The 12,965-nt window shown below is 54.7% G+C and carries 14 protein-coding genes; 8 read left to right on the top strand and 6 right to left on the bottom strand.

What is annotated here, in order from left to right; translation table 11 throughout:
- Positions 1-235: 235 nt before the first annotated feature.
- Together ahpF and ahpC are read right to left on the bottom strand one after the other, a co-directional pair.
- Positions 236-1,801: an alkyl hydroperoxide reductase subunit F gene (gene ahpF / locus FFS28_RS06585; protein ID WP_137849089.1), complete on the bottom strand. Its 1,566-nt coding sequence runs from the start codon at positions 1,799-1,801 to the stop codon at positions 236-238.
- 241 nt (positions 1,802-2,042) lie between these two features.
- Positions 2,043-2,606 carry an alkyl hydroperoxide reductase subunit C gene (ahpC, locus tag FFS28_RS06590; RefSeq protein ID WP_006177103.1) on the bottom strand — a complete coding sequence of 188 codons (564 nt, stop codon included), beginning with the start codon at positions 2,604-2,606 and terminating at the stop codon, positions 2,043-2,045.
- Between the two features lie 667 nt (positions 2,607-3,273).
- Between ahpC and citR the strand changes: the two genes are divergently transcribed.
- The 3 genes from citR (at position 3,274) to FFS28_RS06605 (ending at position 6,183) form a co-directional block, all read left to right on the top strand.
- Entirely contained in the window at positions 3,274-4,173 is a 900-nt protein-coding gene (gene citR, locus FFS28_RS06595) for a DNA-binding transcriptional repressor CitR (protein WP_137849090.1), read from the top strand.
- Between the two features lie 175 nt (positions 4,174-4,348).
- Positions 4,349-5,572 (top strand): phosphoadenosine phosphosulfate reductase, encoded by a 1,224-nt coding sequence (locus FFS28_RS06600; protein ID WP_137849091.1) that lies wholly within the window; start codon positions 4,349-4,351, stop codon positions 5,570-5,572.
- A complete protein-coding gene (locus tag FFS28_RS06605; protein ID WP_137849092.1) occupies positions 5,557-6,183 on the top strand; it encodes an IbrB-like domain-containing protein in 627 nt (208 codons plus the stop codon). The genes FFS28_RS06600 and FFS28_RS06605 overlap by 16 nt, the downstream gene beginning before the upstream one ends.
- Here FFS28_RS06605 and FFS28_RS06610 read toward each other — a convergent pair whose 3' ends face one another.
- Positions 6,184-7,344, bottom strand: coding sequence for a pyridoxal phosphate-dependent aminotransferase (locus FFS28_RS06610; protein WP_137849093.1), 1,161 nt, complete (start codon positions 7,342-7,344; stop codon positions 6,184-6,186). It lies immediately after the preceding gene.
- Between the two features lie 126 nt (positions 7,345-7,470).
- Here FFS28_RS06610 and FFS28_RS06615 point away from each other — a divergent pair, with 126 nt between their 5' ends.
- Genes FFS28_RS06615 through FFS28_RS06625 form a run of 3 tightly spaced genes read left to right on the top strand, consistent with a single transcriptional unit; the run spans position 7,471 to position 9,310 of the window.
- Entirely contained in the window at positions 7,471-8,085 is a 615-nt protein-coding gene (locus FFS28_RS06615; RefSeq protein ID WP_137849094.1) for a methylthioribulose 1-phosphate dehydratase, read from the top strand.
- Positions 8,082-8,771 (top strand): acireductone synthase, encoded by a 690-nt coding sequence (gene mtnC / locus FFS28_RS06620; protein WP_137849095.1) that lies wholly within the window; start codon positions 8,082-8,084, stop codon positions 8,769-8,771. The genes FFS28_RS06615 and mtnC overlap by 4 nt, the downstream gene beginning before the upstream one ends.
- On the top strand, positions 8,768-9,310 hold the full coding sequence (locus FFS28_RS06625) for a 1,2-dihydroxy-3-keto-5-methylthiopentene dioxygenase (RefSeq protein WP_088207709.1): 543 nt from the start codon (positions 8,768-8,770) through the stop codon (positions 9,308-9,310). The genes mtnC and FFS28_RS06625 overlap by 4 nt, the downstream gene beginning before the upstream one ends.
- A gap of 109 nt (positions 9,311-9,419) precedes the next feature.
- On the opposite strand, the gene FFS28_RS06630 is transcribed toward FFS28_RS06625, so the two are convergent.
- Positions 9,420-9,644, bottom strand: a complete 225-nt coding sequence (locus FFS28_RS06630) for a helix-turn-helix transcriptional regulator (RefSeq protein WP_058610641.1) — start codon at positions 9,642-9,644, stop codon at positions 9,420-9,422.
- 106 nt (positions 9,645-9,750) lie between these two features.
- Here FFS28_RS06630 and FFS28_RS06635 point away from each other — a divergent pair, with 106 nt between their 5' ends.
- Entirely contained in the window at positions 9,751-10,020 is a 270-nt protein-coding gene (locus tag FFS28_RS06635; RefSeq protein ID WP_137849096.1) for a helix-turn-helix domain-containing protein, read from the top strand.
- Positions 10,021-10,080: 60 nt separating this feature from the next.
- Here the strand turns inward: FFS28_RS06635 and FFS28_RS06640 are convergent, their stop codons facing one another.
- A complete protein-coding gene (locus FFS28_RS06640; protein ID WP_137849097.1) occupies positions 10,081-10,551 on the bottom strand; it encodes an SRPBCC family protein in 471 nt (156 codons plus the stop codon).
- Between the two features lie 42 nt (positions 10,552-10,593).
- Complete coding sequence (gene mtnA / locus FFS28_RS06645; RefSeq protein ID WP_137849098.1) at positions 10,594-11,610, bottom strand: S-methyl-5-thioribose-1-phosphate isomerase; 1,017 nt, start codon at positions 11,608-11,610, stop codon at positions 10,594-10,596.
- A gap of 104 nt (positions 11,611-11,714) precedes the next feature.
- On the opposite strand from mtnA, the gene mtnK reads away from it, so the two are divergent.
- Positions 11,715-12,914 (top strand): S-methyl-5-thioribose kinase, encoded by a 1,200-nt coding sequence (gene mtnK, locus FFS28_RS06650; RefSeq protein ID WP_137849099.1) that lies wholly within the window; start codon positions 11,715-11,717, stop codon positions 12,912-12,914.
- The last annotated feature ends 51 nt before the right edge of the window (positions 12,915-12,965 follow it).

The following is a 12,965-nucleotide window of genomic DNA, read 5'->3' on the forward strand; positions in this document are numbered from 1 at the left end:
TTGTCATATATTGAATTTGCGAATGTATTTTTATCTTTCATAGGAAATATAAATAATTATCTGCAATAAAAATCTGGCAGATATTATCAATATATTCGGCAATTTCTTTGATCAAGGCAGGCTGTCGCTTCGGGATGCAAAATATTTTGCGCGGAAAATAATTTTAAAAAAGCGTGGAAATAAAAAAACCGCCTCGTGATGAGGCGGTATGCAGGTGTAGTCTTACTTTCTTTTATTATGCTGTTTTGGTGCGGATCAGGTAGTCGAAGGAACTCAGCGACGCTTTGGCACCTTCGCCCGTGGCGATGATGATCTGTTTGTACGGAACGGTGGTGCAGTCGCCCGCCGCAAACACGCCCTTCACGCTGGTTTCGCATTTCGCATTGATGATGATTTCGCCCATGCGGTTGCGCTCAATCGCCCCGTCCAGCCAGGTGGTGTTTGGCAGCAGACCAATCTGAACGAAGATCCCGGAAAGCGGAACGCTGTGCACATCCCCGCTTACGCGGTCGCGGTATTCCAGGCCCGTCACTTTGCTGCCGTCGCCTTTCACTTCCGTCGTCTGCGCGTTCAGCACAATGTCCACGTTGTTCAGGCTACGCACTTTGTCCTGCAGCACCTGGTCGGCCTTCATTTCCGGGGCAAACTCCAGCAGCGTAACGTGTTCAACGATACCCGCCAGGTCAATAGCCGCTTCCACACCGGAGTTACCGCCACCGATCACCGCCACGCGTTTCCCCTTAAACAGCGGGCCGTCGCAGTGCGGGCAGTAGGTCACACCCTTAGTACGGTACTGATCTTCACCCGGCACGTTCATGTTGCGCCATTTTGCGCCGGTGGCAATGATAATGCTGCGCGCTTTCAGTACCGCGCCGGAGGCCGTTTCAATCTGGTGTAAACCGCCTTCCACTGCCGCAGGGACCAGCTTGCTGGCGCTCTGGCTGTCGATGACGTCCACGTCGTAATCGCTAACGTGCGCCTTCAGTGCGCCGGCCAGCTTCTGGCCTTCGGTTTTCGGCACAGAGATATAGTTTTCGATGTCTACCGTATCCAGCACCTGGCCGCCGAAACGTTCGCCTATCAGACCGGTACGAATGCCTTTACGTGCGGAGTACACCGCCGCCGCCGCGCCCGCAGGGCCGGAGCCGACGATCAGCACGTCGTACGCATCGCGTTTGTTCAGCGCGTCTGCCGCACGTTTTTCCGCACCGGTGTCCACTTTGGCAACGATTTCCGTCAGCGTCATGCGGCCCTGACCGAACTCTTTACCGTTCATAAAGACCGCCGGAACGCCCATCACGTTACGTTCGGTGATTTCGTTCTGATAGGTGCCACCGTCAATCGCCGTGTGTTTAATGCGCGGGTTCAGCACTGCCATCAGGTTCAGCGCCTGCACCACGTCCGGGCAGTTGTGGCAGGAGAGCGAGTAGTAGGTTTCAAACTCAAAATCACCGTCGATATCGCGGATCTGCTCCAGCAGCGCCTGCGCCTCTTTCGACGGATGACCACCGGTCCACAGCAGGGCCAGCACCAGTGAGGTAAATTCGTGCCCCAGCGGAGAACCGGCAAAGCGCGGCCCCTGGTCAGAGCCTGGGTTAGCGATCAGGAATGACGGCTTGCGAACGGGCAGCGCGTTATCTTCTCTGAAGGTCACCTTTGGCGACAGTTCAGCGATCTCAGTCAGCAATTCTTTGATTTCTGCCGATTTTGCGCTGTCGTCCAGCGTGGCAATCAGCTCAACAGGCTTCGTTAATTTCTCAAGGTACGCCTTGAGCTGGCTTTTCATTGTGGTGTCGAGCATTGTTCTTCCCTCTCTTAAAACGTCATCATGCAAATTGCCTTAAACGGGCAACCTGAATGCAACTTGCATCATGGTGCTGGGATAAAATGGGCGCGGGTGCGCCCATAACTGAAACAATTTCCAAAGTATTTCGCGTCAGAGCAAGGCGGCTAGCCTGTGAATCCCCGGGAGCTTACTGAAGTAAGTGACCGGGGTGAGCAGGCGACGCCAACGCAGCAATGGCGTGAAAGACGACGGAAATTTAGATTTTACCGACCAGATCCAAAGATGGCGCTAAGGTCGCTTCGCCTTCTTTCCATTTCGCCGGGCACACTTCGCCTGGGTGAGAAGCAACGTACTGGGCTGCTTTCACTTTACGCAGCAGGTCAGATGCGTCGCGGCCGATGCCTTCAGCGGTCACTTCGATGGCCTGAATAATGCCCTGCGGGTCAACAACGAAGGTGGCACGATCGGCCAGGCCTTCATCTTCACGCATGTTGTCGAAGTTACGGGTCAGGGCGCCGGTTGGGTCGCCGATCATCGCATATTTGATTTTTGCGATGGTTTCAGAGCTGCCGTGCCACGCTTTGTGGGTGAAGTGGGTGTCAGTAGAAACAGAGTAAACGTCTACGCCCAGCTTCTGCAGTTCGTCGTAATGATCTGCCACGTCACCCAGTTCGGTTGGGCAAACGAAGGTAAAGTCAGCCGGATAGAAGAAGAACACGCTCCAGCGGCCTTCGGTGTCTTTCTCGGTGATTTCTACGAATTCGCCGTTTTTGAACGCCTGGTTTTTGAAAGGTTTAATTTTGGTGTTAATCAAGGACATCTGTACTTCCTCCGTGTTTTCGTTGAGATGTAAGGTATCGAACTTTCGCTGAAGGGGCTAATGCGTTTACTTTATCAAATCAATCAGCGATACCTTACAAACGCACTTCAAAGCGTAGTGACCTGAAAGAAGCTAAGCCTGAAAGTAAAAAGGCCGCCCATTGGGCGGCCCTGATACCTGAACTTCCCACAGGAACTTTCAGTGCCAGCAGACGCTGGCGTTGCGTTGCGCTTTACAAACCGTAATATCAAGGTCGTAACAGCAACGTGATTAAAGCACCCGCCCCTGCTGAGGGCAATCGGTCTGGCCGCGTTACTGCCTATGGCTGCGATAGGTTTGATCGAATAACGAATAGGAGACGGTTAGTTTTATTTATGGCGTGAATAATGTTTACTATTTTCACCCATGAAATTTAACAAATAAAAACGTTGAAGGCGTAAAAAAAATAGTTCAAGCTTTTTTAAATCGAAACGTCAACCTTTCAAAGATAATAATATCTTAACTTCCGTTTCAGAACTATTTCATTTATCTGATGGCGTGATATATTAAGTACGTTTTAATGTGGCATTAAGTAAGTTAACCACAAGGATTGTAAATGGTTCGCTTCAATCTATAGTTAATACAAATGCACTAACAACATGACAACGAAGCAACATCAGGATGAAACATGGCTAATCTCTACGATCTCAAAAAGTTTGATTTAAATCTTTTAGTTATTTTTGAGTGCATTTATCAGAATCTGAGCATCAGCAGGGCCGCAGAAACCCTTTACATTACGCCTTCAGCGGTAAGCCAGTCTCTGCAACGTCTGCGCAACCAGCTTAATGATCCCCTTTTTATCCGTTCGGGTAAAGGTATCACGCCTACCACTGTCGGGGTAAATCTGCATCATCATCTGGAACAAAACCTGAACCAGCTTGAGCAGACCATCAACATTATGCACAGCTCAGGGCTAAAGAAAAACTTTGTGATCTATTGCCCGCAAATTTTGACGCCCAACATCCTTCTCAACCCTATTAAGCTTCTCATGGATAAGCATAATTACGAGATCGAACTGCATGACGTCATGGTCTCGCCGGACTCCGCAGAGAACCTGCTGGCCTATCGTAAGGCCGATTTGGTTTTTGCTATCGCGCCGGTGAACAACCGCTCGCTCGCCTGCAACCTGTTTCATAAATTGCAGATGAACCTCGTCTGCCGCAAGGGGCATCCACGACTGAGCGCGTCGCCTACCCGCGAAGATCTTCTTAATGAGAAATTTGCCGCTTACTTAAGCGACGGTTCTGGCGTAAAAAGTTTTCAGGAAAAAATTGAACGCACGCTACCAGAAAGAACGGTCAGTTTCCGAAGCGATTCTTATCTGACAATATTATCGATGCTTACCGTTTCCGATTTAGTGGGCGTTGTACCGGAGAATGCCTTCAGGCAATACGGAGATGCGTTGGGTTTGAAAGCGCTGGAAACAGATATTGTTCTTCCTACCGTTGATATTTATATGCTGTACAACCGCTCGGCGCTTAATAGCTCGGTATTTTCGAGTTTCATTGAGGAAATACCGGTTTTATAACCCCCTTCCGGCTGCTTTTCTTAAAGCAGCCGGGGGCAATAAGAACAGGGTTCCACGTTACCGTTTTCAAATATTCACAATTTTTCAGCTAACCCATTGAAAAAATAATGATATTATTCTTCACGCTGTTCGGCCCATGCTGACACAGCGTAACTTACTCAGGATGAGGAAGAATATGTCATTATATAAGCTCCCCCTTAACCAAAATGTCCTGAACGCAACACAGGAGCGAATTGCATGGACGCTGGAAAATTTCTCCCGGGTATGTGTGTCATTTTCTGGCGGGAAAGACTCCACGGTCATGCTCCACCTGGCGTGTGAATGCGCGCGCAAGATGCAGCGCAAAATCGACGTCCTGTTCATCGACTGGGAAGCGCAATTTTCCACAACCATCCAGCATGTCGAAAATATGCGAGCCCAGTTTTGTGACGTCATCGATAATTTCTGGTGGGTTGCACTGCCGCTGACCACCCAAAATGCCCTTTCTCAATTTCAGCCCGAATGGCAATGCTGGGAGCCGGGCGCGAAGTGGGTGCGCCAGCCGCCGACCGATGCCATTACCGATCCCGGCTACTTTGATTTTTACCAGCAGGGCATGACGTTTGAAGCGTTTGTTCGCGCCTTTTCCGACTGGTTTGCTCAAAACCGCCCTGCCACCGTGATGATCGGTATTCGCGCCGATGAGTCCTACAACCGCTTTCTGACCATCGCCAACGCGCGCAAGCAGCGTTTTGCCGATGATAAACCCTGGACCACCGTCGCTCCCGGCGGGCATGCCTGGTATGTCTACCCGCTCTATGACTGGAAAACGGCTGACATCTGGACGTGGTTTGCCAAAACCGGCTCCAGCTATAATCCGCTGTACGATTTGATGTACCAGGCCGGGGTGCCGCCGCGCTATATGCGCATCTGTGAACCCTTCGGCCCGGAGCAACGTCAGGGGCTGTGGCTTTATCATGTGCTGGAGCCGGAGCGGTGGGCCGCGATGTGTGAGCGCGTCAGCGGCGTCAGGAGCGGGGGGATCTACGCGGGCCACGATAATCACTTCTACGGTCACCGTAAAATACTCAAACCCGAGCACCTCACCTGGCAAGAATATGCCCTTCTGCTGCTCGACAGCATGCCGCAAACCACCTCTGAACATTACCGCAATAAAATTGCCGTTTACCTGCACTGGTTCCAAAAAAAGGGGATGCCAGAGATCCCCGATACCCAGGAGGGCGACATCGGGTCAAAAGACATTCCGTCGTGGCGGCGCATCTGCAAGGTACTTCTCAATAACGACTACTGGTGTCGCGCGCTGTCGTTCAGCCCTAACAAGCCAAAGCATTACCAGCGATACAGCGAACGGATGAAATTAAAACGCAAGGAGTGGGGGATCTTATGCAACAACGATTAATCAACGATATCAAACGCTATCTGTCGTCACTGCCGGAAGAGCAAAAAATCGAGGCGATCAACAAATTCCGCGAGGCGCTGCATGAAGACAGTCCTTTTCGCGAGCAACCTATCGACTGCGTGCTGTGGATTAAACAGGACGAGATTATCGCCAATGATTACAACCCCAATAACGTTGCCCCTCCGGAAAAGCGTCTTCTTACGCAGTCGCTTGAGCTTGATGGATTCACCCAGCCAATCGTGGTGACGGAAGGCAAATCCCGGCACTATGAAATCGTCGATGGCTTTCACCGACACGAGATTGGCAAAAATCGGGCAGCGCTCAAGCGCCAGCTCCGGGGCTATTTGCCCGTCACCTGCCTGCGCAAAGAGCGCCGGGAGAAAGTCGACAGGATGGCCGCCACCATTCGCCACAACCGTGCGCGGGGTCGACACCAGATCAACGCCATGTCCGACATCGTACGTGAACTGGCGCAGCTTGGCTGGCCTGACGAGAAAATCGGCAAAGAGCTGGGGATGGACTGTGACGAAGTGCTGCGTCTGAAGCAGATTAACGGCCTGCTGGAGCTGTTTGCAGACCGCCGTTACTCCGAAGCCTGGACGGTGAAATAATCAGAGGGCGTTCAGGCGCTCTGCCGCGGCCAACAGCGTCGATTCCTGTTTCGCAAAGCAGAGGCGAACCAGCCTGTGCGGGAAGGGATCGGCGCAGAATACCGACAGCGGAATGGCCGCCACGCCCGCCTCTTTGGTCAGCCACTGGCAGAAACTCACGTCATCCAGATCGGAAATCGCACTGTAGTCCACCAGCAGGAAGTAAGTGCCTTCCCCCGGCAGAATCTTCAGCCGGCTTTTGCTAAGCGCATCCACAAACAGATCCCGGCGGGCGCGATAAAAATCCGGTAGCTCGCGGTAATGCGCCGGCTCATGGCGCACCATGTCCGCCAGCGCCAGCTGGGCGGGCGTATTGACCGCAAAGGTCAGGTATTGATGCACTTTGCGCAGCTCCCCGCTGATGGCCTCCGGTGCCACGCAGTAGCCCACTTTCCAGCCGGTCATATGGTAGGTTTTGCCAAATGACGACACCGCAACGGCGCGCTCGCGCAACTGCGGATGCGCCAGCACGCTGGCATGCCCCTCTTTCGCAAAACAGATGTGCTCATACACTTCATCGCTTAGCACGTAAATTTCGCGTTCGCTGATGGCCTGCCACAGGGCGGCGAAATCCGACTGTTGCCATACCGTCGCGGACGGATTGTGCGGCGTGTTCAGGATAACCAGGCGCGTTTTATCACTCAGCAGCGCGGCAAAGGCCTGCCAGTCCGGGCGGAAATGCGGCGGCTGAAGCGCCACGCGTTTTACCACACCGCCAGAAAGCGCAACGGCGGGGGCGTAACTGTCGTAGCTCGGATCAAAGCAAATCACTTCATCCCCGGTGCGCACCAGGGCGGTAATGGCTGCATACAGCGCTTCGGTGGCCCCTGCCGTCACCGTGATTTCGCTGTTGGCATCCGGCGTGTAGCCATAAAGCGCCGCCGTTTTATCAGCAATGGCTTCACGCAGCGCCTGCACGCCGGTCATCGGCGCGTACTGGTTCGCCCCCTGCGCAACGTGGTACGCCAGGCGCTCCTGCAGATAAGCCGGGCCGTCAAAATCCGGGAATCCCTGGGAAAGGTTAATGGCGTTGTGCTGCTGCGCCAGCGCGCTCATGTGCGTAAAGATGGTGGTGCCGAGACTGGGAAGTTTACTTTGCGGAATCAAGGGGTTATTGCTCATTGCGTTGTGCCTGCGTGTAATACTTATGTTGCTGACACTATAACACGATGTTAGTCTTTGGCAATCAAGACGCTTAGACGTCTAAACCATATGAATATTCCTGCCTGACGAGAGGGTAAAAGGAAAATGACAGACAACCTGCAACTCACGCATCTGGTCGACGCCTGCCGCTGGATTGGTTCCAAAGGCTGGGCACCCGCCACCGGCGGCAACATGTCCGTACGTCAGGATGAGCACCTGTGCTGGCTCAGCGAATCCGGCAAAGATAAGGGCAGCCTCACGACGGACGATTTTCTGCAGGTGGAGATCGCCACCAACCGCGCGCCGTCTGGCCGCAGGCCCTCAGCAGAAACCGGGCTGCATACCTTACTCTACCGTCTGTTCCCGGAGGCTAACGCGGTGCTGCACGTTCACACCGTCAACGCCACCGTGCTCTCACGCCTGGTTCGCGATACCGAGCTGAAAATCAGCGGCTTTGAGATGCAGAAATCGCTCGCAGGACAGACCACGCATAAGGATACGGTGGCCATTGCGGTATTTGATAACGACCAGGATATCGACGCCCTCGCCTCGCGCATCGCCCATTATGCCCGTGAGCGCCCGCTGAATTATGGTTTTCTTCTGCGCGGCCATGGCTTAACCTGCTGGGGACGCGATGTGGCAGAAGCCCGCCGTCATCTGGAAGGATTAGAATTCTTATTTGAATGCGAAATGCGTTTACGCCAATGGGAGAGAGTATGATTCGCGCGATTGTGACGGATATTGAAGGGACCACCAGCGATATTCGTTTTGTCCATGAGGTTTTGTTCCCCTACGCGCGTGAGCGGCTGGCGGCCTTCGTAACTGCCCAGCAGTACGCCGAGCCGGTCAAATCGATTCTGGACAACCTGCGCGATGAAACCGGTCATCCGCACGCCAGCGTCAGCGAGCTTATTGATGCCCTGTATGGCTTTATGGATGAGGATCGTAAATCCACGGCGCTGAAGGCGCTGCAGGGCATTATCTGGCACGACGGCTACGTCAACGGCGACTTTACCGGCCACCTCTACCCGGACGTCCTGCCCGCGCTGGAAAAATGGAAAGCGCAAGGGATTGATCTCTATGTTTATTCCTCAGGCTCCGTGGCGGCGCAGAAACTGTTATTTGGCTACAGCGATGAAGGTGATATTACTCATCTGTTCAGCGGCTACTTTGACACGCGTATCGGTGGCAAGCGCGAGGTGCAGTCCTATCAGAACATTGCCGCGCAGACGGGTATCCCTGCGTCGCAAATTCTGTTCCTGTCGGACATTCACCAGGAGCTGGACGCCGCTGAACAGGCGAGTTTTCGCACCCTGCAACTGATTCGCGGCGATGACGATGGCGCGAGCCACCACCATCAGGTCCACCAGTTTGACGAGATAAATCCGGAGCAGATCCCCTCATGAGCGCATTAACCCTTTATTCTGTTAACGATCCGCACCAGCACCTGTGGCACAGCACCGACGCCGACGAGATCGCCCGGCAGCTCAACGCCAAAGGCGTGCGATTTGAACGCTGGGCGGCGGATCGTGATTTAGGCCACGATCCAACCCCCGACGCGGTGATCGACGCTTACCAACATGCGATCGACAAACTGGTGGCGGAAAAAGGCTATCAGAGCTGGGACGTCATCAGCCTGCGCGCCGATAACCCGCAGAAAGAGGCGCTGCGCGAGAAGTTCCTCAACGAACACACCCACGGTGAAGACGAAGTACGCTTCTTCGTCGAGGGCGCTGGGCTGTTCTGCCTGCACATCGGGGACGAGGTGTATCAGGTACTGTGTGAGAAAAACGACCTGATTTCCGTCCCCGCGGGTACACCGCACTGGTTTGATATGGGGTCCGAGCCGAATTTTACCGCCATCCGTATTTTCGATAACCCGGAAGGATGGATTGCGCAGTTTACGGGCGATGCGATTGCGGATGCGTATCCACGTCTGGCCTGATTTTTATCGCTATTCGGGTGGGTGAGCGTAGATCAGTCTCCTCGCCCCTCCGGGGAGAGGGTTAGGGTGAGGGGAAACCGCGCGCTAATAAACCTTTTTGCAACGTTGATTAAATGCTGGCGATAATCCTCTGCAAATCAGCGCCAACCAGTCTCGCCAGATGCACAAACTCCACCACATCCAACCGACGCTCACCGTTTTCCACCTTCGCAATAAACGACTGCGGTTTGCCCAACGCCTCCGCAAGCTGCGCCTGAGTCATCCCCTTATCCTTGCGAGCTTTTTTCAACGTATTGATAACAAGTTGATATTCTTCTGAATAGACTGAGGCCATTGTTCCGATTCCATACAAATATCCTGAAATCGAATATCCTCTCGTTGTGTTTTTATCCCAAAAAAGGATAATTGAGCGCGTAACGAACACACTTAAGGAGGATACAATGCGTCATACAAACTGGCATCCCGCCGATATCATCGCCGCACTCAAGAAACAGGGAACAAGCCTGGCAGCGTTGTCACGCAAGGCTGGCCTTTCATCTTCCACACTGGCAAACGCACTATCGCGTCCATGGCCTAAAGGAGAATTACTCATCGCTCAGGCGCTGAACGTTCAGCCGGATGTGATATGGCCCGAAAGATACATTGATGAAAAGGGGGAGCCAATATTTCGTCAGATGAGAGCGACAAGGAAAAAAACCTGTTTAACATGATCAGCGGCGTTTCCCCCTCACCCCTGCCCTCTCCCTCAAGGGAGAGGGGGTCTAAAAGCACTACCGCTTCAATTCCTTCACATACCTCACCAGCTGATCCAGCACTATCCCCCACCCTTCGTGGAAGCCCATTTGCTCATGCTGTTCCCGGATTTCTTTTGTTGGATGGCGCGCAATCGCCGTATAGCGGGTTTTACCCTCCCCGACGTCTTCCAGCAACAGAATTGCAGTCATAAAGGGCTTCTCGGCGGGTTTCCAGCCTTCGGTATAGCCGTCGGTAAAAACCAGCTTTTTACCGGGATCGATTTCAAGAAACACACCCCGGTTGTCCATCCGCTGCCCGTCCACCTCAAACACGGTGTTAAACCGTCCGCCCACGCGCAGGTCGAGATCGCAATCGGTTACTGTGTAAGGAGCAGGAATGAAGAAATTTTTGATGTGCTCTGGCGTGGTCCAGCATAGCCACAGCAGATCGCGCGGTGCATCCACCACGCGTTCCAGTTTTAAGTCAGTATCAGGATCGAGCGTCATGATAACGTCCTCGTAAGGGAACCCCTTAAAGGATAGCCGGAATCAGGCAAATCTCCCTTCTGCCACCTCTTTCGGCGTAACCACGCCCGTATCCAGCACCCAGCCGCTAATCAGCGAGGCAGGCGTGACGTCAAACGCCGGGTTGTAGACCTGCGCGTTCTCCGGCGCCCACTGTACCGCACCGAAGCTTCCGGCGACGCCTGTCACTTCGCTGGCGGCGCGCTGCTCAATCGGGATCGCCTCGCCGTTCGGACAGTCGCGGTCGAGGGTGGTGTGCGGCGCGGCGACGTAAAACGGTATGCCGTGGAATTTCGCCAGTACCGCCAGCGAATAGGTGCCAATTTTGTTCGCCACGTCGCCGTTGGCAGCAATGCGGTCAGCCCCCACCCACACGGCGTCTACCTGTCCTTTTGCCATCAGGCTGGCGGCCATCGAATCGGTGATCAGCTGATACGGCACGCCCAGCTCGCCGAGTTCCCATGCGGTCAGCCTGCCACCCTGCAAAAGCGGGCGGGTTTCATCCACCCAGACGTTGGTCACGTTACCTTCCTGATGCGCGCGGGCAATGACGCCCAGCGCCGTGCCGACGCCCGCCGTCGCCAGCCCGCCGGTGTTGCAGTGGGTCAGCAGGCGACTGCCAGGCTTAACCAGCGCGCTGCCCGCTTTCGCGATCGCATTACAGAGCTGTTTGTCTTCGTCAATCAGGCGCAGCGCTTCGGCCACCAGCGCCGGGACAAAATCCGCCTCGTCGAGCGCCAGCTTCATGCGGTCGAGGTTGTTCATCAGGTTGACCGCCGTCGGACGTGACGCCCGCAGGATCGCCAGCGCCGCCACCAGTTCGTCACGACGTGCGCCCTTTTCTGCCAGCAGCGCCAGCAGCAGGCTTGCAGAAAGACCAATCAGCGGTGCGCCGCGCACCCTCAGGCTGTGAATGTGCCCGACCAGCGCCTCTACGCTGGAGGCATCCAGCCAGCGTTTCTCCTGCGGAAGCGCCTGCTGGTCGAGAATAAAGAGCTGATTATCCGCCACCCGCAGGCTGGTCGTCTGTAATGTCTGCATGTCGTTAATTCCCTGTTGCGTTGTTGTAGCACATTGTGTCAGGATGAAATCCAGATGTATAGACGTCTACATGTCTTAATTAGTCATTCTCGTGAGGAACAGCGATGCCGCAATACCGTACCTTTACCGCCCAGGACGCCGTGGAGTATGCAAAGCAGTTCGGGGGCCTGGATGACCCCTCAACGCTGGTAGAGGCGCAGGAAGTGGGCGACGGCAACCTCAATCTGGTCTTTAAAATTTTCGACAGCGCAGGCGTAAGCCGCATCATCGTCAAGCAGGCGCTGCCCTATGTGCGCTGCGTGGGCGAATCCTGGCCGCTGACGCTGGACCGCGCCCGCCTGGAAGCGCAAACGCTGATCGAGCATTACAAACACAGCCCGCAGCATACGGTGAAAATCCACCACTTCGATCCGGCGCTGGCGGTGATGGTGATGGAAGATCTCTCCAGCCATCGCATCTGGCGCGGCGAGCTGATCGGTAACGTATCCTACCCGCAGGCAGCGAGCCAGTTGGGGGAATATCTCGCCCACACGCTGTTTCACACCAGCGATTTTTACCTGCATCCCCACGAGAAAAAAGCGCGGGTGGCGCAGTTCATCAACCCGGAGATGTGCGAAATCACCGAAGATCTGTTCTTTAACGATCCGTACCAGATCCACGCGCGCAATAATTACCCTGCCGAGCTGGAAAATGACGTGGCCGCCCTGCGTGACGATGCCCAACTGAAAATTGCGGTGGCGTCCCTGAAGCACCGCTTCTTCTCGCAGGCCGAAGCCCTGCTGCATGGTGATATTCACAGCGGCTCGATTTTCGTGGCGGAAGGCAGCCTGAAAGCCATTGACGCCGAATTCGGCTACTTTGGGCCGATTGGCTTCGACATGGGTACCGCCATCGGCAACCTGCTGCTGAACTTCTGCGGCCTGCCGGGTCATCTGGGCATTCGCGACGCCGCCGCCGCCCGCGAGCAGCGTCTGACCGATATCCAGACGCTGTGGCACACCTTTGCGGAACGCTTCCAGGCGCTGGCACACGAGAAAACCCGCGACGCCGCGCTGAGCGCACCGGGCTACGCCACGGAATTCCTGAAAAAAGTCTGGCAGGACGCGATTGGCTTCTGCGGCACCGAGTTGATTCGCCGCAGCGTGGGGCTGTCGCACGTGGCGGATATCGACACCATTCGGGACGAGGCGATGCGCCACGAATGCCTGCGTCACGCCATCACGCTCGGCAAAGCGTTGATTGTGATTGCCGATCGTATCGACAGCGCGGAAGAACTGGTGGCGCGGGTGCGGCAGTACAGCTGAGTGCTTTTGCCGGGTGGCGACTTCGCCTTACCCGGCCTACGATCCTGATTT

The sequence above is a fragment of the Enterobacter sp. 2VL genome (genome assembly GCF_005503595.1).
In the GTDB taxonomy this organism is placed as follows: domain Bacteria; phylum Pseudomonadota; class Gammaproteobacteria; order Enterobacterales; family Enterobacteriaceae; genus Enterobacter; species Enterobacter cancerogenus.